Source organism: Priestia sp. YIM B13551 (assembly GCF_042787905.1).
Lineage (GTDB): Bacteria > Bacillota > Bacilli > Bacillales > Bacillaceae_H > Priestia.
Genome location: NZ_JBHZOX010000002.1, coordinates 911,160 through 931,084, shown reverse-complemented (window position 1 = coordinate 931,084; position 19,925 = coordinate 911,160). Strand labels below are relative to the sequence as shown.

24 protein-coding genes, 1 riboswitch and 1 other annotated feature are annotated in these 19,925 nt (G+C 39.3%); of the genes, 17 read left to right on the top strand and 7 right to left on the bottom strand.

The window, feature by feature from the left end; translation table 11 throughout:
• Positions 1-6: 6 nt before the first annotated feature.
• The 3 genes from ACFX4N_RS14420 (at position 7) to ACFX4N_RS14410 (ending at position 2,077) form a co-directional block, all read left to right on the top strand.
• Positions 7-996, top strand: a complete 990-nt coding sequence (locus tag ACFX4N_RS14420) for a glycosyltransferase family 2 protein (RefSeq protein WP_057273881.1) — start codon at positions 7-9, stop codon at positions 994-996.
• 110 nt (positions 997-1,106) lie between these two features.
• The gene (locus tag ACFX4N_RS14415; RefSeq protein ID WP_013058656.1) at positions 1,107-1,547 is read left to right on the top strand and encodes a hypothetical protein; all 441 of its coding nucleotides are present in this window, start codon (positions 1,107-1,109) and stop codon (positions 1,545-1,547) included.
• Between the two features lie 83 nt (positions 1,548-1,630).
• Entirely contained in the window at positions 1,631-2,077 is a 447-nt protein-coding gene (locus ACFX4N_RS14410) for a GNAT family N-acetyltransferase (protein WP_013058655.1), read from the top strand.
• 12 nt (positions 2,078-2,089) lie between these two features.
• Here the strand turns inward: ACFX4N_RS14410 and ACFX4N_RS14405 are convergent, their stop codons facing one another.
• Positions 2,090-2,386: a hypothetical protein gene (locus tag ACFX4N_RS14405; RefSeq protein WP_013058654.1), complete on the bottom strand. Its 297-nt coding sequence runs from the start codon at positions 2,384-2,386 to the stop codon at positions 2,090-2,092.
• Between the two features lie 121 nt (positions 2,387-2,507).
• Positions 2,508-2,609, top strand: a riboswitch (SAM riboswitch).
• A gap of 69 nt (positions 2,610-2,678) precedes the next feature.
• Between ACFX4N_RS14405 and ACFX4N_RS14400 the strand changes: the two genes are divergently transcribed.
• The 4 genes from ACFX4N_RS14400 to ACFX4N_RS14385 all read left to right on the top strand — a co-directional run bounded on the left by ACFX4N_RS14400 (position 2,679) and on the right by ACFX4N_RS14385 (position 5,913).
• A complete protein-coding gene (locus ACFX4N_RS14400; protein WP_057273880.1) occupies positions 2,679-3,017 on the top strand; it encodes a hypothetical protein in 339 nt (112 codons plus the stop codon).
• 100 nt (positions 3,018-3,117) lie between these two features.
• A complete protein-coding gene (locus ACFX4N_RS14395; RefSeq protein ID WP_082611771.1) occupies positions 3,118-3,276 on the top strand; it encodes a DUF1540 domain-containing protein in 159 nt (52 codons plus the stop codon).
• Positions 3,277-3,594: 318 nt separating this feature from the next.
• Positions 3,595-4,998 carry an alanine permease AlaP gene (gene alaP / locus ACFX4N_RS14390; RefSeq protein WP_013058652.1) on the top strand — a complete coding sequence of 468 codons (1,404 nt, stop codon included), beginning with the start codon at positions 3,595-3,597 and terminating at the stop codon, positions 4,996-4,998.
• A gap of 240 nt (positions 4,999-5,238) precedes the next feature.
• Positions 5,239-5,913, top strand: coding sequence for a GNAT family N-acetyltransferase (locus ACFX4N_RS14385; protein ID WP_063672534.1), 675 nt, complete (start codon positions 5,239-5,241; stop codon positions 5,911-5,913).
• A gap of 29 nt (positions 5,914-5,942) precedes the next feature.
• Here ACFX4N_RS14385 and ACFX4N_RS14380 read toward each other — a convergent pair whose 3' ends face one another.
• Positions 5,943-6,341, bottom strand: coding sequence for a GNAT family N-acetyltransferase (locus ACFX4N_RS14380; RefSeq protein WP_057273878.1), 399 nt, complete (start codon positions 6,339-6,341; stop codon positions 5,943-5,945).
• A 112-nt stretch (positions 6,342-6,453) separates the two neighbouring features.
• Between ACFX4N_RS14380 and pdxR the strand changes: the two genes are divergently transcribed.
• On the top strand, positions 6,454-7,857 hold the full coding sequence (gene pdxR / locus ACFX4N_RS14375; RefSeq protein ID WP_057273877.1) for a MocR-like pyridoxine biosynthesis transcription factor PdxR: 1,404 nt from the start codon (positions 6,454-6,456) through the stop codon (positions 7,855-7,857).
• A 136-nt stretch (positions 7,858-7,993) separates the two neighbouring features.
• Here pdxR and ACFX4N_RS14370 read toward each other — a convergent pair whose 3' ends face one another.
• Together ACFX4N_RS14370 and ACFX4N_RS14365 are read right to left on the bottom strand one after the other, a co-directional pair.
• Positions 7,994-8,713, bottom strand: coding sequence for a poly-gamma-glutamate hydrolase family protein (locus tag ACFX4N_RS14370; RefSeq protein WP_274588717.1), 720 nt, complete (start codon positions 8,711-8,713; stop codon positions 7,994-7,996).
• A 43-nt stretch (positions 8,714-8,756) separates the two neighbouring features.
• Entirely contained in the window at positions 8,757-9,566 is an 810-nt protein-coding gene (locus ACFX4N_RS14365; protein ID WP_192100070.1) for a class I SAM-dependent methyltransferase, read from the bottom strand.
• 111 nt (positions 9,567-9,677) lie between these two features.
• Between ACFX4N_RS14365 and ACFX4N_RS14360 the strand changes: the two genes are divergently transcribed.
• Positions 9,678-10,340 carry an MgtC/SapB family protein gene (locus ACFX4N_RS14360; protein ID WP_013058646.1) on the top strand — a complete coding sequence of 221 codons (663 nt, stop codon included), beginning with the start codon at positions 9,678-9,680 and terminating at the stop codon, positions 10,338-10,340.
• A 90-nt stretch (positions 10,341-10,430) separates the two neighbouring features.
• Here the strand turns inward: ACFX4N_RS14360 and ACFX4N_RS14355 are convergent, their stop codons facing one another.
• Positions 10,431-10,568 carry a hypothetical protein gene (locus ACFX4N_RS14355; protein ID WP_179865087.1) on the bottom strand — a complete coding sequence of 46 codons (138 nt, stop codon included), beginning with the start codon at positions 10,566-10,568 and terminating at the stop codon, positions 10,431-10,433.
• Between the two features lie 174 nt (positions 10,569-10,742).
• Here ACFX4N_RS14355 and ACFX4N_RS14350 point away from each other — a divergent pair, with 174 nt between their 5' ends.
• Positions 10,743-11,384 (top strand): NAD(P)-dependent oxidoreductase, encoded by a 642-nt coding sequence (locus ACFX4N_RS14350; protein WP_028415060.1) that lies wholly within the window; start codon positions 10,743-10,745, stop codon positions 11,382-11,384.
• 73 nt (positions 11,385-11,457) lie between these two features.
• Positions 11,458-11,952 (top strand): GNAT family N-acetyltransferase, encoded by a 495-nt coding sequence (locus ACFX4N_RS14345; RefSeq protein WP_377261646.1) that lies wholly within the window; start codon positions 11,458-11,460, stop codon positions 11,950-11,952.
• A gap of 21 nt (positions 11,953-11,973) precedes the next feature.
• Here ACFX4N_RS14345 and ACFX4N_RS14340 read toward each other — a convergent pair whose 3' ends face one another.
• Positions 11,974-12,723 (bottom strand): sulfite exporter TauE/SafE family protein, encoded by a 750-nt coding sequence (locus tag ACFX4N_RS14340; RefSeq protein WP_013058643.1) that lies wholly within the window; start codon positions 12,721-12,723, stop codon positions 11,974-11,976.
• A gap of 155 nt (positions 12,724-12,878) precedes the next feature.
• Between ACFX4N_RS14340 and ACFX4N_RS14335 the strand changes: the two genes are divergently transcribed.
• From ACFX4N_RS14335 to ACFX4N_RS14320, 4 genes are all read left to right on the top strand, one after another.
• Positions 12,879-13,778, top strand: coding sequence for a LysR family transcriptional regulator (locus tag ACFX4N_RS14335; RefSeq protein ID WP_013058642.1), 900 nt, complete (start codon positions 12,879-12,881; stop codon positions 13,776-13,778).
• A complete protein-coding gene (locus tag ACFX4N_RS14330) occupies positions 13,775-14,413 on the top strand; it encodes a hypothetical protein (protein ID WP_057273875.1) in 639 nt (212 codons plus the stop codon). The genes ACFX4N_RS14335 and ACFX4N_RS14330 overlap by 4 nt, the downstream gene beginning before the upstream one ends.
• A gap of 121 nt (positions 14,414-14,534) precedes the next feature.
• The gene (locus ACFX4N_RS14325) at positions 14,535-15,101 is read left to right on the top strand and encodes a TetR/AcrR family transcriptional regulator (protein ID WP_013058640.1); all 567 of its coding nucleotides are present in this window, start codon (positions 14,535-14,537) and stop codon (positions 15,099-15,101) included.
• A 369-nt stretch (positions 15,102-15,470) separates the two neighbouring features.
• On the top strand, positions 15,471-16,697 hold the full coding sequence (locus ACFX4N_RS14320) for a DUF819 family protein (RefSeq protein ID WP_057273874.1): 1,227 nt from the start codon (positions 15,471-15,473) through the stop codon (positions 16,695-16,697).
• Positions 16,698-16,739: 42 nt separating this feature from the next.
• On the opposite strand, the gene ACFX4N_RS14315 is transcribed toward ACFX4N_RS14320, so the two are convergent.
• Positions 16,740-18,110, bottom strand: coding sequence for an amino acid permease (locus tag ACFX4N_RS14315; protein WP_057273873.1), 1,371 nt, complete (start codon positions 18,108-18,110; stop codon positions 16,740-16,742).
• A 67-nt stretch (positions 18,111-18,177) separates the two neighbouring features.
• Positions 18,178-18,409 (bottom strand) — a binding site (T-box leader).
• Between the two features lie 237 nt (positions 18,410-18,646).
• Here ACFX4N_RS14315 and ACFX4N_RS14310 point away from each other — a divergent pair.
• Together ACFX4N_RS14310 and ACFX4N_RS14305 are read left to right on the top strand one after the other, a co-directional pair.
• Positions 18,647-19,531, top strand: coding sequence for a DUF4405 domain-containing protein (locus ACFX4N_RS14310; RefSeq protein WP_098196882.1), 885 nt, complete (start codon positions 18,647-18,649; stop codon positions 19,529-19,531).
• A gap of 109 nt (positions 19,532-19,640) precedes the next feature.
• Entirely contained in the window at positions 19,641-19,826 is a 186-nt protein-coding gene (locus ACFX4N_RS14305) for a Fur-regulated basic protein FbpA (protein WP_013058636.1), read from the top strand.
• The last annotated feature ends 99 nt before the right edge of the window (positions 19,827-19,925 follow it).

Genomic DNA, 19,925 nt, shown 5'->3' with positions numbered 1-19,925 from the left:
AATAACATGAACAGACCTATTTTAACGATTGTTGTTCCATGTTACAACGAAGAAGAAGTATTCACAGAGACATCTTTTCAATTAACTACTGTAATAAAAGAACTGATAAATGAACGTCTTGTATCGAGTGAAAGCACCATTTTATTTGTCGACGATGGAAGCAAAGACAGCACGTGGTCGCTTATTGAAAAAGAAAGCTGCAGCAATTTATTTGTAAAAGGGTTAAAGCTAGCGCGAAATGTAGGACATCAAAATGCTTTGCTCGCAGGACTAGAAGCAGCCCATAAGCAATCTGATTGCGTCATTTCCATTGACGCAGATTTGCAAGATGATATCAGCGTCATTCGTACCTTTGTGGAGAAATATTGGCTCGGGTATGAAGTCGTATATGGTGTTCGAGACAGCAGAGAAACCGATACATTTTTTAAACGAACCACGGCAGTAGGGTTTTACCGTTTTATGAATAAGCTAGGAATTCAGCTCGTTCAAAATCACGCTGATTTTCGTCTCATGAGCAAACGTGCTCTTGGCGAACTCATGAAATATAAAGAAGGAAACGTCTTTTTACGAGGCCTTGTACCATTAGTAGGATTTCGCTCCACGGAAGTCACATATGACCGAAAAGAACGGACGGCGGGCGAATCAAAATATCCGTTAAAGAAAATGCTTGCTTTTGCATTCGATGGGATTACATCTTTTAGCGTAGCGCCGATACGCTTATTGACGCTGCTTGGAGGAGCTTCTTTTCTCTTTAGTATTGCGTTTGGTATTTATGCGCTGATTCAAAAATATTTAGATCATACGCAAATCGGCTGGACGTCTCTTATTTTATCCATTTGGCTTGTAGGCGGCCTGCAGCTAATGGGAATGGGTCTTGTCGGAGAATACATTGGCAAGATTTTTAACGAAGTGAAACAGCGTCCTAAATATGCGATTGAAAGAGATTTATATACAAAACACTCATTAGACAAACAAAAAGATTTGCTTATGCATTAATTTAAGAAGCTTCTCCTAAATGGAGAGGCTTTTTTTTGTTAAAGCGTTTATCATAATTTTTAAGTGAACAGGAAATGCTACTACTAAAATTTCTAAGGAGATCAAAATCTATGAAAAGACTATTTTATACAGTCAGCACTTTTTGTTTTGTCTGGCTTGCTTTTGCAGCCATTCATGTCAGCGCTCTTTCGATTGAGAAGCTTCCAATGAAGAAATCATCTGAACAATGGTCGGTTGAACTGACAAAAGCGAGCATGACGGGAGATAATCAGCTAAAGTGGAAAAATAACGTCTATCATACATATGGATTAACCGTTGAAAACATTGGGAAAGACGTAGAGCGCGTGCAGGTCCAAGCTTTTCGGCACGAAGGAAAAAATAAGGCGAAATACAGCTTGTTTTCTCCTATTGAAAGGTCTAACTTAAGCAAAAGCGGTCAGCGTTTTCGCTATGCGAATTTTGCTGTTCCTGGAAAAGCGGCAAGCTTAGACATCATGATCAACTGGACGGACGAACAAGGTAATCATCAAGAGCATTTTGAATTTAAATAAAAGTCTTCGCCTAGGCGAAGACTTTTATTTTGCAGGAATTTATCCTCGCATGTAGAAAACGAACACGAAAGGAGAGATCCATAATGATTGCAAAAGCTACTGAAGAAGAATTACAGGAAATTCGGACGAAATCTGCTGATGCGCTGTTTGAAGGAACAATGAAGCAGTTTCATCCGTCAGCTGAACGCGTAAATGAACTAGTTGGTAGTGCCTTTGAAAAAGGCTGTTATTATTTAGTTTCAAGACAAGAAAATAAACTCGCAGGCTGGGTTCTTATCGGCCCATCTACCGACTTCTTTTCAAAAGAAGAAATTGGCTTTATCTACGAATTATATGTTGTACCGGAATACCGCGGGCAAGGTTTAGCCAAGCCGTTAATACAAAAAGCAATTGATGAATTGTCTATCAAAGGATACCCTGAAATCAGACTCAGCGTTCATGCTGGGAATTTTGCACAGCATGTGTATCGTGACCTTGGATTTGTAGATAAACAAATATCAATGACCTTACAGGTGGTAAAACGTCCGTAACGTTGGTGAATATCAGCGAGTCCATAAAACATAAGATGTTATACACGCGATGAGGTTTGGCAGTGAAAGTAAAAGTAAATAAGTAGCCCAAACGGCTCCTTTATCTAGTACTTCAACGGCTCCTCCACCTGTATTATCTGAGGAAGGGGGATCTTCAAGCGCGTTCATAACTAAAGCTGCCGCAGCTAAAATAATTCCTCCGATGCTTCCCGTTGTTTTGACAATTGCAATATGGAAAGTAGATGAAAAAGCAATAGTAAGAAGCAGCAGCAAGCTTCCCAAAAAAGCAGATAACATATATCGTTTCATGTGCTCACCATCCTTTATGAAATCATACCATATTTTACTTCTTTTTTCTTTTTATTGAAAAGCTATTGACGTAACCTATAAAACATATTAGAATAGTCAGAAATAATTCAAAAACGAAATATTCTTATCTAGAGAGGTGGAGGGACTGGCCCTTTGAAGCCTCAGCAACCACAATTATTGAATGGTGCTAATTCCAGCATAGCCTAGCTCTGACAGATAAGAAGAGGAATCTTTTTCTATGATGAAATCCTCTTCTTAGGAAGAAACATTTCGTATAGAAAAGGTGAGGACATTGAACAGTAGACAAACAGCGTTAAGCACTGATGATTATTTAGATCTATACTTATTAGCCAAAGAAATAAAAGACGAAACGTGGCAGCAGGAAACTTTAGCCGCGCTAAAAACGCAGCAAAATCGTTCATTTGAAGAAAAACAATCCGCCCTAGTTCAAGAGATATGGGAAGATTTTAAACAGTTAAATGAAGATATTTCTTTTACGTATCGCTTGATTCAAAAAGAGCCAACTAACGAACAATTTCAGGCTAAATTAAGGCACTTGAGAGAACGGCGGATCACGCTGAGCCGTGAGTTATATTTAGCTAAAAAACAGTATGTTGAACACACGCAATAAAAAGATCCGCTTGATAAACAAGCGGTTTTTTTGCGTGAAAATGTTAGAATCGTTATATTTCGGGTAGTAAATAGATAAGACAAGCAAAGGAGGGGTAACAGTGGCCCAAGGTGTATTATGTGAAGTGAATGAGTGCATGTATTGGAAATCCGGAAATAAATGCAGTGCAGAGTCCATTTACGTTGTGAGTCCTGAAAGTAGTCACCATTTTTCTGAAACGGAAGAACCTGGCTGTAAAACTTTTGAACCCGCGAGATAAATGCTAGTTTTTATAAAAAAAGCATAAAATGAACGATGCGCTGACGGAGTTGAGTCGGCGTTTTTCTATTTTTTTAAAATACTATTGCTTAGGTGCAATAATAAATACATATTAAAATAGCAGTGTCTACGTCTAATTGTGCGTTTAAACAAAATGATAAGATAATTTTTTTGTTTTTCGACAAAAGAAAAGTGAGAGAAAGGTGATAGAATACAAATATACAGCCTAGCTGTCTTTTAGCACAAACTTATATGAAAGCGCTAACAAAAAAGGCTGTGTTCATCTCGTTTTGACAGATTGGAAAAAGGGGAGACGTTTATGCAGGGGAAAACTCAGGGGAAAGAATTGAAACGCGGGTTAGAAGAAAGACATGTGACGCTGATGTCCTTAGGAGCAGCCATAGGGGTAGGGCTGTTTCTTGGATCTGCATCTGCTATTAAATTAGCAGGACCGGGGATATTATTGGCGTACGGATTTAGCGGAATGATTATGTTTTTTATTATGAGAGCACTTGGAGAAATGGCGATTCAAAAACCTGTTGCAGGTTCATTCAGTAAGTACGCGCGCGACTATTTAGGGCCGCTTGCCGGTTATTTAACAGGTTGGAACTACTGGTTTTTATGGGTTGTAACATGTATGGCTGAAATTACAGCCGTTGGCATTTATATGGGGTATTGGTATCCAGATGTACCAAACTGGATTTGGGCGTTATCGGCGCTTGTTATCATGACAACGGTTAACTTCTTAGCTGTTAAGGCATATGGTGAACTGGAATTTTGGTTTGCACTTATTAAAATTTTAGCGATTGTATTAATGATTGCCGTTGGATTATTAATGATTGTGTTTGGAATCGGCAACGGCGGCGTTGCGACTGGTATCAAAAACTTGTGGGACAACGGCGGACTGTTCCCGAACGGATTTAAAGGCATTTTGCTGTCGCTGCAAATGGTCATGTTTGCATATTTAGGAATTGAAATGATCGGCGTTACCGCGGGAGAAGTGAAAAATCCGGAAAAATCTCTAGCAAGAGCGATTGATTCTGTCTTTTGGCGTATTCTTATTTTCTACGTTGGTGCATTATTTGTCATTATGTCGATTTATCCGTGGCAAGAAATCGGTTCACAGGGAAGCCCTTTTGTATTAACATTTGAAAAAATCGGCATTCCAGCGGCGGCTGGTATTATTAACTTTGTTGTGCTAACAGCAGCTCTTTCTTCTTGTAACAGCGGTATTTTTAGTACAGGCCGTATGCTGTTTAACTTAGCAGAGCACGGAGAAGCACCAAAAGGATACGGCCAGCTTACAAAAGGCGGCGTACCGGGAAAAGCTGTTTTAGCATCAGCGGGTGCTTTATTAGTGGGAGTAGCGTTAAACTACATTGTGCCTGCCAAAGTATTTACGTGGGTAACAAGCATTGCAACATTCGGTGCGATTTGGACATGGGGAATTATTTTGCTTTCTCAAATTAAGTATCGCAAAACGTTAAAAACAGGTGAAGAGGCAAAGCTGAAATATAAAATGCCTTTATTTCCGTTAACATCTTATGTGTCACTTGCGTTCCTAGCGCTGGTGGTGGTTCTCATGGCATATAATCCAGATACTAGAATTGCAGTTGTCATCGGACCATTATGGTTTATCGGTCTTATTATCGCGTACTATGCAAAAGGATTCCACAAACGAAGTCAAGGTTCAGCTGCAGCTGAGCAAAAGCTAGTGAAATAAAAGAAAAGACCTCTTTCTTGGAAAGAGGTCTTTTTTCATTAGTTTATGTGCGAATGATTAGTTTGTTTTAAGGGATCATTGGTACGTATGAATAATGTAGAAAATATTCTATTTATTCTGTACTATTTAGTTAGAGAATTCGTTAATGATTAAGTGGTAATTGAAAGTGGATAAGTATGTTAGTTTTACGCTTTTTAACGCCGTACAGTGCATCGAAAAGTTGGGAGGAAATAGGCAGAAATGATAGAAAGATTTAGTGAAAAAGACATAAAGGATTTGCTAGTGCTATCTAAGTTGGAAAAATGGGATTATAGCGAAGCGGATTTACATACGATTTTTTCATCTGGAGACGTATTTGGTCATAGAAATGAGAAAGGTAACATTGTATCAAGCGTAGCAGTAATTTTGTATAAAAATCAGTCAGCTTTTATAGGAATGGTAATTGTGAGAAAAGATTACCGAAAACAAGGGTTAGCCGGGCAGCTCATGAAGCACTGTTTGCAAACTCTTTCCCCTGAGGTGAATGCCTACTTAATTGCGACAAAAGAAGGTGAGCACTTATATAAAAAAGCAGGGTTTAAAACCGTGGACTATGTAAGTAAATATATAAGCAGTGAATACATACCAAGAGCATTTAAAGCTTCAGGGGTTTATACACGATCCTTAACGAGAAGGGACTTCAAAGAGGTTGTAAAGCTTGATGAAGCAGCAATGCTAGTCATTGATGAACTAGCGAAGAATTACAAAGAAAAGCTGAGAATTGACCTGTCTTCTCATGAGGAAACGTTAAAGAAACTTGTGGAAAATCACGGATTTCAGCTTCAAAATGAGCCTCCTGTTATGGCGTGTGGTGTCAATCCCCTACCTGCTAGACAGGGCAATCTTTTTGCTATAGCAGCTCAGGCGTTTGGATAAAAAGAAAGGAGAAGCTCCTTTCTTCGCGTCTACCGAATTCTATCAATTTTAAATCCGTTATCAATTTGATGAAAGCCGACTTTTGGATAGTAGTTCATAGCAGAAGGAGCGGAAAGTAAAATCAGCGCGGTTTCTTCGCCGATTTCTGATTGAACGTGTTTGATTAGCTGTGTACCGATTCCTTGATTTTGATAATCTTTTACAACAGCTAAATCCGATAAATAGCAGCAATAGCTAAAATCTGTTAACGCTCTGGCTATGCCAATGAGTTCGCTGTCGTTCCAAGCGGTGATAGTAAGAGAAGCATGATCAAGCATTCTTTGAATTCGATCAAGGTCTTGTGCAGGACGTTTAATACCGGAATGTACAAATACTTCAGCAGCTTGTTCCGCACGGATTGAGACGTTGGTTTTATAAGTGATAGTCATTGCGTCATCTCCTTGATTTATAAGATATAGTCCAGTATATGAAGAACCTGAACTGAGAGTAAGTGTCAGAAACAGCGAATTTAATAGTATCAGTTAGAAAGGAAAGAACACTATGTTAGAGTTAATGCCTTTGCTTGATAAAAGAAAAGCAGATCCCTTATACATGCAGCTTTATATCTACATAAAGAAACAAATTCAAAAAGGTACCATTCCGCCTCTTGAAAAACTGCCTTCTAAACGAAAGCTAGCTCTTCATTTAAGCATTAGCCAAAATACGGTTGAAGCAGCTTATGTACAGTTAGAAGCAGAGGGCTATATCGAGATACTAGCCAGGAAAGGGGCATTTGTAAAAGAGATAAAAAATGAAGTTGTGCTTCAAGAACTGCCTCCCGCCTATGTCTCTTTACCGCAAGAAGAACGGAAATCAACTGTCATTGACTTTAGCCATGGAAAGGTAGACGTAGAAAAATTTCCGTATAACACGTGGAAAAAGCTAACGGTTCAAACTATTTATCATGATGAAAGCCAGCTTTTTTACAGCGGACATCCACAGGGCGAACTGCTTCTTCGCCAAGAAATTGCAGCGTATCTTTATCATTCAAGAGGAGTGCGCTGCACAGCGGAGCAAATTGTGATAGGTGCAGGTACGCAGTATCTTATGTGGCTGCTTTCTGTCACGTTGGGGAAAGAAAAAATAATTGGGTTTGAAAATCCGGGTTTTCACCGAACGAGGCACGTTTTTCAAGAACAAGGCATGTCAGTTATCCCTATTTCTCTCGATAATTCTGGCTTGAAAGTGAAGGAACTGAAAGAAAGCGGAGCGGATGCGGTGTACATTACGCCGTCTCATCAATTTCCTATTGGGATGGTCATGCCGATAGCAAGAAGACTTGAACTACTAGAGTGGGCGGCAGAAACGAACAGCTATATTATAGAAGATGACTATGACGGAGAATTTCGCTATAAAGGAAAACCGATTCCGGCCCTTCAAGGATTAGATCAAGACGATCGCGTTATTTATACGGGTACGTTTTCAAAATCGTTGATGCCTTCTCTTCGAATAAGTTATGCCGTGCTGCCACACCGGCTTCGTACAAGCTATGTGAAGCACTGTGGACTTTTTAAACAGCCTGTTTCAAGGCTTCATCAGCATACGCTTTTTCTGTTTATGAAAGAAGGGCACTGGGAACGTCACTTGAATAAAATGAGAACAACGTACCGTAAAAAACAAGCGCTGCTGCTAGATTGCTTGACTACTATTATGGGAGAACGTGTAGATGTTATTGGAGAACATTCAGGCTTGCATATTCTTCTTGAGGTGAAAAATGGAATGAGTGAGCAGAAACTAATAGAAGCAGCTGCCAAGCAAGGGGTAACGATTTATCCAACGTCTATTTATTATCATAGTGCCGGTGACAACAACACGCCCTATGTATTGCTTGGATTTGCGGGACTGTCTGACGAAGAGATAAAAACGGGCATAGATTCGCTGTTTAAAGCTTGGTTCGTCCAATAAGAAGTGAAATTAAAGAGTTCTTTAAACAAAAAGACTTTAAACGGTCTATTTTAGCGAGAGAAATAGATAAGAACCAGCGCGTTTGATTACACAGACTGCGCCGGTTTTTTGTCTGAAAATCGAGAGTTTGCGAAAATTAGTGAATCTGTAGGTAAAGGAAAGTTTGATAGGAAGAAGATGCTTCTTGTAAGGAAGATACAAATGTATGAAAAAGCGGCGTTACATTCATGCGGTTGTTTCTCGACCAGTCGTGGTTTACGAAAAATGATTTTCTTAGTTCGGCTGTGAGTTCAAGCTGTACTCCGGCTTTTAGCAGATTATCGTTTACAATATTTTGCTCGCTTGTTCCGGCTATATCAGAAGGGGCGTCACGGACTGTAAAGCCGTGTTTGCGCAGCGATTGCTTTACCAGCTCTTTATAAAGCTGATTTTTTCCGCCTACATATACCATAGGCTGACTGCCGCTGTAGCCGTGAATTGTCAAAACGGACATGCTTTGCTGAGCCATTCCTCTAGCAGTGGGTTCGTCAAAGTTTTCTGAGGTTATGTGCAGAACTCCGTTGTTAGTTGATTTGATGCCTTCGAATAAATAGTAAGAAGCGGAAAAATGATCGGCGAGTTCTTTGGCGACTTCTGATGTACCCGGTTCAATTCCTCCGCCGTGAATGGCCATAATGGATAGGTAGCTAAAGCGCTGCTCGTAGCGAATATCGTAGTCTTGGTGAAGAATTTCGTGCTGCTGCAGTTCGGCATAAGAGGAGTAATAGTCACCGCTTGCATAAGAGGGAGGGAGAATCAAAAAGCAGCACATGAAAGGCAACAAAATGCTTGTACTCCATTTGAATAAACGATTCATCAATAATCACCTCTATTTATCCTATGATAAATAGAGGTGATTATTAGTATTTCTGTCCGATATAGAGTAAATGAGAAGAAAGTCCAAGGTGATAAGAACTTGATGCTTGTTGAATAAGCAGTTGAACGATGCTGTCCATTTCTTCAGGGGACTTTTCTTTCCAATAAGTCCATTCCTCAGAATTAACGGACGAAGCAACGTTAGAGGCAATCAGCTCGATGTATTGAAATCCATGCTTCTTTAAAAAAGGAATAATATCCTCAATATTAGCGTAATAAGCGTGAGTAAACCGGCCTTCTTCGGCATGATCAAAGCAGCCTGATTCATAAAAATCATGCAGCGCTTTTGCCGTGTTGTTTGGTTTTAAACGCTCCGGGGATGTTAAAGAAGAAATGACGTGCTGGACGCGCGGCATAAACGAAATAAAGACAGTTCCGCCTGGTTTTGTGACTCGATACAGCTCTCGAACTGCTTGAATACGATCTTGTTTCTTCTGCAAATGATACATTGGTCCAAGCATTAATGCCGCATGAAATTGTTCATCGAAACAACATTGAAGATTCCTGGCATCCGCCACGTGAAAATCATGAAATGCATCATATACCTGCCGTTCTAAAGCTTTTTCTTTGGCTTTCTCAACTAATTGCGGCGTCAAGTCAGTTAAAGTTAATTCGTAGCCGCTTTCCGCTAGTTTCAAAGCATATCTTCCCGGTCCGGCACCGTTATCTAAAATATGTCCGCTGGGAGGAAGGTGCTTTTTGATAAAATGCCAGTTTACTTGAAACTCAATAGGCTCGCGTTCTAATCTTCCCCACTCATCAAATCTGCTGTAATAATTGATGATTTTATCCAATTTGATTAGCCTCCACTTCAAAAATTAGTTATAGTAAATTATAACAAAAATAGAAATAGTTAATAGGTGCATTTGTGAAAAAATGAAGATGAAGAGAAAGGAGGGGGAAAAATGACCGCAGCTTTTATTAGTCGTCTAGCTCTATCAGGTCTGTTAGGAGCTTTGGTTGGATTAGAAAGAGAATTTAGAGCAAAAGAAGCGGGCTTTCGCACTCATTTTTTAGTTGCTGTCGGTAGCACGCTAATTATGCTAATTTCGAAATACGGCTTTTCGGATGTGCTTCATCAAGATCATATGGCTCTTGATCCGAGCCGGGTTGCCGCACAAGTAGTAAGCGGTATTGGTTTTTTAGGAGCAGGTATGATTATTATTCAAAAGCAGCATATTAGAGGGCTCACAACAGCCGCAGGCGTATGGGCAACGTCGGGAATTGGTTTAACCATTGGGGCGGGTATGTATACAGTCGGCATTAGTGCAACTATACTGGTGCTGATTGGCTTAGAAATATTGAACGTAATGTTTACATCTCTTTCTACTCATTCCATTTTAATTAAGTTTCGTGCAGCGAATCAAGAGGATATTTATGAGCTTCTTGATAAGATTGAAAGGGAAAATATTATGATTTCATCCTATGAGATTCACCGAGATCATCATCAAGGTGAACTGCTCTATTTTGTTGAAATAAAAGGAAAAGCAAAAAAGAAAGGGAATAAAGTAGAATTGATTAAATCGATTCATTCTATGGCTCATGTGTTATTTATTGAAATTGAATAAGTACTTATTTATTTTTTGTCAAAGAGATTAAGACATAACTAAATTAATCTAAAGTCGAACAAATGGATAAAGGGGGCCAGTATGGATCGTTTAGTACACCGCAGTTGATTTCCATGCAAGGCTTAGCTTTCCGCGGGCGGGCGGTGAGCCTCCTCGTCGCTTGCGCTCCTGCGGGGTCTCACCTGTTCCGCTTTTCCCGCAGGAGTCTTTGCCTTGCCCTCCAATCAACCGCTAGAAGTACCTACATATATAAAACCTACGTTCGGATCTTCCTTCAACTAGAATACTTTTGCTCCAGCCTCTTTATTTGTTCTCTATCTTACTTAAACTGTTTCGCCGTGTTTTAGCAAAGCAAAAAAAGGCTATTACCTAAATATAGAGAATTTTACTGGAGGTTATAAAATGAAAATTGGAGTGGTAGGCGCTACAGGAAAAGCAGGAAGTTTTATCGTGAAAGAGGCTTTAAATCGCGGGCATGACGTAACAGCAATTGTACGTGATGCGGGCAAAGTAGAAGAAAAGGATGTTCGTACATTGGAAAAAGATATCTTTGATATTACGGCAAACGATATTGAAGGTTTCGACGCAGTAGTGAATGCGTTTGGAGCTCCTGAAGGAAAAGAACATCTGCATGTAGAAGCGGGGCAGTCGTTAATTCATGTATTTAAACAAGCTCCGGACGTTCGTCTTCTTGTTGTAGGAGGAGCAGGCAGTTTGTTTGTCGATGAAGAGAAGACGACGCGTCTAGCAGATACGCCTGATTTTCCAAAAGAGTATAAAGCGACAGCTGACAACCAAGCTCAAAATTTAAAAGACTTAGAAAGTACAAGCGATATTAATTGGACGTTTATTAGCCCAGCAGCATTTTTTAATCCTTCAGGAAAACGAACGGATGCTTATAAAACAGGAAAAGATCATGTTATTTTAAACTCAGAAGGAAACAGCCATGTCAGCTATGCTGATTATGCTATTGCTGTCATTGATGAAATTGAGCGAGGAGAGCATGTAAACGAACGCTTTACCGTTGTATCCGACGCTAGATAAAGGAAAAGCCGCTTTATGCGGCTTTTTTTTGTGAGTGATATACTATGAAAAAAGAAAAGGAGTACAGCAGAAAATGAAGAATACAAAAAACGTAACGCTAGCGTGTTATAGTGAAGCGTACGACTCGTCTATACATAGCTATACGCTGCCTGAAGAGCAGCTTATTTATACGGCACTTCCCGCTGAAGCCTTAGCTAATTGTGAGCAGGAAAAGGACAGAACGCCCGTTTTGATTTTGGCAGAAAACAAAGTAGCCGGCTTTTTCGTGCTCGACGCAGGGGAAGCCGTTAAAGAATATACCGAGAGCTCCGGCGCGCTTTTAATACGGTCGTATTCCATTCATCCTGATTATCAAGGAAAGGGAGTTGGCAAAAAGTCATTGAAACTTCTTCCTTCTTTTATCAACCATCACTTTCCGACTAAAAATGAAGTGGTGCTAGGCTTGAACTATAAAAACACGGCCGTGCAGCATCTGTACAAAAGAAGCGGCTTTGTCGATACAGGCCGGCATATTTTTGGAAGCCAAGGAAAGCAGTTTGTTTATCAGATGGACATAAAAAAAGCTTGAACAAGAGTTCAAGCTTTTTTCTTATATAACAAGGAGGAAGCTAGAGAAAATAGGCAGCGCTACAAGGGACGTTTTTAATACGGGAGCAGGTACGCGATTTGTAAACTTTGCTCCAATATATGAACCGACCATTGTGCCGACTACTACCTGGATCAACAGCGGAATATCTAAAAAGCCCTGCTGATAATAGCCCATTCCTCCGCCGATGGCAATCGGAATAATAACGAGCATTGTCGTTCCGGCCGACTGACGAATAGACAAGCCTAACACCATCATAAGGCCAAGCTGGATAAATGGAGTTGATCCAATTCCAAACATTCCTGACAGAGCGCCTGTGATTAAGCCGATCAGTAAAGAGTAGACGACAAATTTAGCTCCTGTTGGAATCGTACGTTCTTTTTGCTGACGGGAAAATAAAAACATTCGCAGCCAAAGTAAAACGCCAGATAATAAAAGCATACCGGCTGTTAGCCATTTTAGCTCGCCTTCTGGGATAAAGGATGAAAGGTTAGACCCAATCCAAGCGCCTAATGCACCGAGGATACCAACAGAGATACCGGATTTTAAAGATACGTTACCTTCGCGGTAATGACTGACTGCGCCAGATAAAGAAGAGAAAATCATTGCGGTAAGAGCCGTTGCAAGTGCAACGTGAACAGATACGCCGTACAGCAGCGTTAAAATTGAAATAATAAAACCTGATCCGCCTGCTCCGACAAATCCTAAGATCAGTCCGACGGCTAACATTGTTAAAACAATTGAAACATCCATAAACTAATTCCTTCTTTCAACACTTATTCTATGCAGACACATAACATTTTTAGCAAGTGCTACGTTCTTCATTTAAACATGAATTTTTTATGACGTCCAATGTATAATTTATATGAAATTGATAGTATTATGTAATAAGTAAAGGATGTGAAAAAATGGAATGGCAGCAGCTCGAATATTTTAATGTTGTAGCTCAAACGGAACATTTCACAAAGGCCGCAGAAAAATTATCAATCGCGCAGCCTACGCTCAGCCGCTCAATTTCTAAATTAGAATCAGAGCTTGGCGTGCCGCTATTTGAACGAAAAGGAAGACAAGTCATTTTAAATCGATACGGCCGGCTTTTTTATGAACGAACGGCTAAAGTATTAAACGAAATGGAAGAAGCTAAACGTGAGCTTTCAGATTTAATCCACCCTCACCGCGGCAGTATTTCGTTTGCTTTTTTAAAATCATTAGGCGCTTCGTCGGTCCCAAAACTAGTTCATGCTTTTTTACAAGAGTATCCGAACGTTCAATTTCAAATTTTTGAGAACGCCACGAACATCATGCTCGATCAGCTTCAAACGGGGGAAATTGATTTTTGTATGTCTTCCGTAACGGAATCTAGGGCAGGAATTCAGTGGGAATATTTATGGAAAGACGAGCTGTACGCGTATGTCCCTGATACGCATTCTTTTGCCTCAAAACAAGTGCTTTCGATTTCAGAGTTGGCTCATGAATCGTTTATCGCGTTAAAAAAAGGATACGGAAGCCGAACAATTTTTGATCAGCTGTTTGACGAAGCCGAGATTGTCCCAAATATTACGTTTGAAGGAGAAGAATTTTTGACGGTGATTGGTTTTGTAGCGGCTCATTTAGGGATTGCCTTGCTTCCTGAAATAAAGGGAGTGGACTTGCGAGGCATTAAAAAAATAAAGCTCAAAGAAGACACAGCTTCAAGGGTAATTGGGATTGCGTGGAACAAGGATAAATATTTAACTCCTGTTGCGAAAAAGTTCCAGGAATTTTTAATTCAGTATTTCAAAGACCATCATACAGGAGGAAAAAGATGAAGAAAATTGCTTGCCTGCACGCTCATCATTCGAACATCTCTTATATAGAAAAAGCGCTGCCGTTTGCGAACTGTATGCATTTCGTAGACCCTGGACTTGTACATCGGGTAACAACCGACCCTAAGTTTGCAGCGGAGTCAGCAGCTGCAAAAGTAGAAAAGCAGTTAAAGTGGATGGAAGAATGTTCAGCGGATGCCATTTTACTTACGTGTACGAATTACATTGCTCTTTTACCAGAAGCATTTACAAGCGATGTTCCAATTATTAAAATCGATGAGCCTTATTTTCGCCGAATATGTGAAATAGAAGAACCGCAGCTTATCGTGTTTACAAATCCGGAGACCGTAGAAGGAACAATGAAGCGCCTAGACGAATTTGCATTTTATCAAAATGTAAAGATAAAGGTTCGCCCTGTTGTGATAGAAGGTGCTTTTGAACTAGTAATGACTGGAAACCTAAAGAAGTATAAACAGAAGGTAAAACATGTCTTACATGAGCTAATAAAAGAGCATAACACTGTTGTTTCAGTGGCACAGCTCTCAATGGTAGAAGCAGCGGAGGAGGTAAGCGACCGTATTATTACGCCTCTTCAACCGTTAGCGGAAGAAGTAAGAAAAACAATTATTAGGTCATAAGAAATGAAAGGAAGAAAAAATAAATGGTAAAATATTCACTTTATTTTGACAAAAATTTCATTTCCTTATATGATAAGTAGTGTTATAGAAACCACTTATTATATAGGGGAGGCATCGTTTTGTGAAGAAAGCAAATGCACGCGATAAGATTTTAGAAACAGCATCGCGGCTTTTTCAGCTGCAAGGCTATCATGCAACAGGATTAAATCAAATTATTAAAGAGAGTGGGTCGCCAAAAGGGTCTCTTTATTATTATTTTCCAAAAGGGAAAGAAGAACTGGCGATTCACGCTGTTCAATATACGAATAAATACGTACAAGTTCAAATTAAAGAAAGTCTAAATAAATCTTCTGATGCAGCGCAGGCTATTCAGTATTTTATTGAAGAATTGTCCAAGCAGTTTGAACACGAAGAAAGTATTGCTGGTATGCCTGTTGGACTGCTGGCTGGAGAAACGGCTCTTATTAATGAACCGCTGCGCGAAGTCTGCTACGCAGCGTTTCAAGATTGGGAAAAACTTTTTAGAGAAAAAATGATAGAGAGCGGATTTCAAGAGAAGCAGGCAGGAGAGCTTGCAATTGTGATTAACTGTATGATCGAAGGAGGAATCTTGCGTTCGTTAACAGAGAAAACAAGCGCTCCTTTGCAGCAGATTCAGCAGCAGATTCCAGTGCTTGTTCGTAAATAAAAAGTGAGGCTGGGACATCACAAAATGAATCTAATCTAAAGACTAACAATCGGGATACATGAGCTGAACTGCTTGTGACATTGCTGTTGATTTCCGTGCAAGGCTTCGCTTTCCCCGCAGGAGTCTTCGCCTTGTCCTATAATCAACAGCTAGAAGTAGCTACCTACATGAAACCTACGTTCACTATAATCATAAAAAAACACGAACTATTCATCCTTTTTGATAGATAGTTCGTGTTTCACTTTAACTAAACTATTATGTCCTCGATTCTTTTCTATAGATTGACGGAATTTGGCATATATTGATAAAATTTAAAGGTATATTTTCTGAAAATTCTATTTCTTACAAAGAGAAAGAAAGGAGTAGCTTGTGATTTTTACTATTATTCAAGCTGATGATACGTGGGCACTATGGGGAATTTTAGCAATTTGGGCTTCTGTTAGTATTTTTCTCGAACAAAAGTATAAGTGGGCTTCTTTTCTGTCAGGAGCTATTATTGCGCTAGCAGGAGCGCTTATCCTATCAAATTTAAAAATCATTCCAACAGAGTCGCCGGTTTATGATGCGGTTTGGGCGTATCTAGTACCGCTTGCCATTCCATTATTGTTATTTCAAGTCAATATGAAAGAATTATTTCAAGAAAGCCGGAAACTGCTTTTTATTTTCTTAATCTGTGCAGTAGGAACGGTCATAGGGAGCACGGTAGGCTTCTTGTTATTAAAAGATTATATTCCTGAACTAGCAAAAATTGCAGCTGCTATCGGCGCTTCTTATGTAGGTGGAGGGGTTAACTTTGCTACCGTTACGGCCAAATTTGAACCATCAAGTCAAATGGTTTCGGCGACGGTGGTTGCTGATAATATGGTCATGGCTTTGCTGTTTGCCGTGTATATGTTTGTTCCTTCTATGAAGTTTTTTAGGAAACATTTTAAGACGCTTCATATTCAAGAAGTAGAGGCTGGGCAATATGGAGAAAATGATCGTCATACGCTTGCAGAAAAATATTGGGCGAAAAAAGAAATTTCGTTAAAAGACGTGGCGGCTTCAATTGGTACATCATTTTTTCTAGTGGTTGCATCGTTTAAATTAGCCGAATGGTTTGGAACAATCATTCCAACTGGTCCAAATGTTTCGGTAGTTCAAACGTTATTACATACTATTTTGAGCGAAAAATATTTATTGCTTTCCACACTTACGTTTCTTGTCATTTATCTGTTTCCTTCTTATTTTAAAAACATTAGCGGAAGCCAAGAAATCGGCACGTACTTCATTTATATTTTCTTTGTTGTCATTGGAGTGCCGGCGTCCATTCCATTAATTGTTGAAAAAGCACCGCTTTTGATTCTATTTGTGCTCATTGTGGGAATGAGTAATTTAATAGTGGGGCTGCTTTTAGGAAAAGTATTTAAAATTGATTTAGAACATATTTTACTGGCGAGCAATGCAACGGTAGGGGGACCTACGACAGCAAGTGCAATGGCGATTGCTAAAGGATGGGGAAGTTTGGTTGGTCCTATCTTGGTAGTAGGAACGCTTGGCTATATTATTGGTAACTATATCGGCTTTGCACTTGGCTATTGGTACTTAACATTTTAAATAAAAAAACGCCGCCTCTGATGACTCAAAGGAGGCGTTTTTTTATTTAGCGTGCTTGACTGCTGATGATCGATAAAAGCGGCCTTTAAAGATATACGTAGCTGTAATAAATAAATAGATAGCCAGTGTAATAGTCGTAATAACAACGGAGGTTGTGCAGATAACACCAATTAAAATAGCGCTTAGTGCAATTAGGGCAGCCCACGTCGTATAAGGAAACCATTTAACAGAGTAACTGCTTGATGCTTCTGGCTGAACTTTGCGGGACTTTAAGTGTGCGATCGCAATAATCAACCAAATAAACAACACGGTATATCCTAAGGATCCCATCAAATAATCAAATGTTTTACTTCCTGCAAATAAGGAAATCAACACGCCCACATAAAGGGATGATGTACACATTAAGATTGCATAGACAGGAACTTTGTTAACAGAAAGTTTCGAAAATATCTTCGGCACTCGACCGTCTACTGCTTGCGTATATAAAATACGTGATGAACCGTAAAGTCCTGAGTTCATTGAAGAAATAACGGCTAACAAGATCACGGCATTCATAATATGATCTGCTCCGGGAATTCCAATCATGTTAAATACCATCACAAAAGGACTTTGAGAAACGCCGTTCACTTCATTCCAAGGAATCAAGCTCACGATGATAAAAAACGGGAACAGATAAAAAGCAATGATGCGCGTTAATGTACTGCGCACGGCTTTTGGTACTACTTTTTCAGGGTTTTTTGTTTCAGCTAGCGTTACTCCGATGATTTCAGTTCCACCGTAAGAGTAGATGACAATTAGCATCGCTGTAATTAACCCAGTTGGTCCTTTAGGGAAGAAACCGCCGTGATCACTTAAATTCGAAAAACCCGCTGCGGTATGGTGACCAAATGATACAAATAGTAATAGAAGTCCAGCGATGATAAAGATCACAATGACCGTAATTTTAATTAAGGCTAACCAGTATTCCGTTTCAGCAAATGCTTTAACCGAAAGCAAGTTAATAACTGTGACAATAACGGATACGCCTAAAGCAAGCATCCAAATTGGATAATCAGGAAGCCAGTACTGAATAAAAATAGCTGCTACAACGGCTTCAGCTGCAATGTTTAACACCCACATTTTCCAGTAAATCCAGTCTAAAAAATAAGCGGGATAGCTTCCTAAAATCGACTGAACTAAATCACGAAACGTTCGTGCGTCACTGTTTCGAACCGCCATTTCAGCAAGACCTTGCATAATGAATAGTAAAATAATTCCGCCAATTAAATAAGCAATGATAACTGATGGTCCTGCCATATCAATAGCTGAGCTGCTTCCTTTAAATAAACCAGCGCCAATTGCTCCACCTAGCGCCATCATCATAATGTGACGTGAAGTCATTGTTCGCTGTAAACCTTGGTTGTCCTTCTTCATGACTTTTCCCTCCACTTTTTTATAAAATAAAAAAAGCTTATCGTCTCCTACCTCATTATCAAATGAGAGAAGAGACGATAAGCTTTAGCTGACCGCGGTACCACTCTTGTTGGCTCTTAAAGAACCCTGCTTAAAACCTGATAACGAAGGTTAGACGTTAAAACTTAGAGAATACTTCTGCATTCTTTCTGAATTACCACTCCTGGGCGAGTTCAAAGTATTATTGGACTACGTTGCACCAACCCGTAGCTCTCTTGACCGAATAATAAGCTTCTACTACTCCCAATCGCTGTGTTTTTGATTAAAATCTGAAAGTTCTTGATGAATAACCATTACTATACGTGCTTCTTTTTTCTTTGTCAACAGCTATTTTTTTAAAAATAAAATGATGGAACTTTGGTTTTTTTAGAACTCTGGACTGGTTATTTTGGTAAAAAAATCAGTCGTTTCACCTAATTTTCACCAACTCTGCTTACATTAAGAAATATGAAAAAGAGGTTGTTTTGACAAATACATAGGTGAGGAGAATGAATAGAGTGAAAAAGATGATGTATGTCCGGTTTGGACTGGATCTTTTAATGGCCGTTACGTTTGTTTTATTTTTTAACAAACAAGTATTGGGAGGGTTAACGTTTCATGAAATTGCGGGGCTAGCGATTGCCGTCGCGTTTTTTACCCACGTGCTGCTAAACTGGCAGTGGGTAAAGAGAGTTACGGTTAAATTATTTGACCGCAAGCTTCCGCGCAGAACAAAGTTCGGTTATTTTTTAAATATCATGCTGTTGATTACGATGTCATTTATTATGATTAGCGGTATTTTTATTTCAAGAGTAGTATTTCCGAATATTAATATTGGTAATGAACAGTGGTTTAAGGTTTCGCATATTTCAGTATCATTTTTAGTGTTAATTTTAGTAGCCGCTCACATAGGTCTTCATTGGCAATGGGTTATAAATGTATGTAAAAATATGACGAAATTCCAAAAGTCAAAGAAAAGCTTGAACATAGCAGCTAAGCTCGCAACCGTTGCACTGTTAGTCGTTGGCATATACGAAATAAATGAGACGGGTTTTCTTGGAAAGCTTGGAGGAGTAACGAGAGTGCTGAATTTAAGTTCCTCAGATATGCCGCAAAAAGGCGGTGGGAAGCCGGATTTTGATCGCCATTCATTTAGCGAGAACAAATCTTCTGCGATGGCATCTGCTGGTCACGAACGTCCGAACTTTGATCACGATGGCGGAGGTTTGGAAAGAGGGATGAAAGGAAAAGAAGGCGGTTTTGAAAGTCCGAATCCTTTTGTTGTAATCGGTACTTATTTTGCTATTATGTCGGTTTTTATTATTGTTATTTATTATATTGAAAAAATATTAGCAGGAGTAAAAAGACGCAAAAAAATGGCGGGTCCGGCTGCGGAAATTTAAAATAAAAAAGCTTTCTATTTCACTGTTTTTTCATCGTACAGAAGTAAAATTATTTATGTAAAAGCGAATGCTTTGCAAAATTAATATGAGATAAACTTAGGTGGTGGAAATGGTGAAACAACACACACAGCCTGAAACGGAACATAAGAAAAATTGGTTTATTAATGCGCTATTGAATTTTGGTATTTATAAAAAAGGAAATCGGCATCTATACGAACTGACACTTCAAGAGTTAGAAGCTCAATATGTAAAAGTAAAAGCATTTATGTATAATCAAGAACCTCTTTCGCAATGATAAAAAGGCACTCAGTGTATGAGTGCTTTTTTATATGAGAAAGTCTTATTCTTTGACAGGCAAAACTGTACAGCTTAAAATAACAGTATATTTTAAAGT

What these genes read in the sequence shown, in the direction of transcription:
- ACFX4N_RS14360 (WP_013058646.1), top strand. Translation starts at nt 9,678, where the DNA reads ATGACCGCAGCTTTTATTAGTCGTCTAGCTCTATCAGGTCTGTTAGGA.
- alaP (WP_013058652.1), top strand. Translation starts at nt 3,595, where the DNA reads ATGCAGGGGAAAACTCAGGGGAAAGAATTGAAACGCGGGTTAGAAGAA.
- ACFX4N_RS14330 (WP_057273875.1), top strand. Translation starts at nt 13,775, where the DNA reads ATGAAGAAAATTGCTTGCCTGCACGCTCATCATTCGAACATCTCTTAT.
- ACFX4N_RS14415 (WP_013058656.1), top strand. Translation starts at nt 1,107, where the DNA reads ATGAAAAGACTATTTTATACAGTCAGCACTTTTTGTTTTGTCTGGCTT.
- ACFX4N_RS14350 (WP_028415060.1), top strand. Translation starts at nt 10,743, where the DNA reads ATGAAAATTGGAGTGGTAGGCGCTACAGGAAAAGCAGGAAGTTTTATC.
- ACFX4N_RS14380 (WP_057273878.1), bottom strand. Translation starts at nt 6,341, where the DNA reads ATGACTATCACTTATAAAACCAACGTCTCAATCCGTGCGGAACAAGCT.
- ACFX4N_RS14315 (WP_057273873.1), bottom strand. Translation starts at nt 18,110, where the DNA reads ATGAAGAAGGACAACCAAGGTTTACAGCGAACAATGACTTCACGTCAC.
- ACFX4N_RS14335 (WP_013058642.1), top strand. Translation starts at nt 12,879, where the DNA reads ATGGAATGGCAGCAGCTCGAATATTTTAATGTTGTAGCTCAAACGGAA.
- ACFX4N_RS14410 (WP_013058655.1), top strand. Translation starts at nt 1,631, where the DNA reads ATGATTGCAAAAGCTACTGAAGAAGAATTACAGGAAATTCGGACGAAA.
- ACFX4N_RS14405 (WP_013058654.1), bottom strand. Translation starts at nt 2,386, where the DNA reads ATGAAACGATATATGTTATCTGCTTTTTTGGGAAGCTTGCTGCTGCTT.
- ACFX4N_RS14420 (WP_057273881.1), top strand. Translation starts at nt 7, where the DNA reads ATGAACAGACCTATTTTAACGATTGTTGTTCCATGTTACAACGAAGAA.
- ACFX4N_RS14340 (WP_013058643.1), bottom strand. Translation starts at nt 12,723, where the DNA reads ATGGATGTTTCAATTGTTTTAACAATGTTAGCCGTCGGACTGATCTTA.
- ACFX4N_RS14305 (WP_013058636.1), top strand. Translation starts at nt 19,641, where the DNA reads ATGGTGAAACAACACACACAGCCTGAAACGGAACATAAGAAAAATTGG.
- pdxR (WP_057273877.1), top strand. Translation starts at nt 6,454, where the DNA reads ATGTTAGAGTTAATGCCTTTGCTTGATAAAAGAAAAGCAGATCCCTTA.
- ACFX4N_RS14345 (WP_377261646.1), top strand. Translation starts at nt 11,458, where the DNA reads ATGAAGAATACAAAAAACGTAACGCTAGCGTGTTATAGTGAAGCGTAC.
- ACFX4N_RS14370 (WP_274588717.1), bottom strand. Translation starts at nt 8,713, where the DNA reads ATGAATCGTTTATTCAAATGGAGTACAAGCATTTTGTTGCCTTTCATG.
- ACFX4N_RS14385 (WP_063672534.1), top strand. Translation starts at nt 5,239, where the DNA reads ATGATAGAAAGATTTAGTGAAAAAGACATAAAGGATTTGCTAGTGCTA.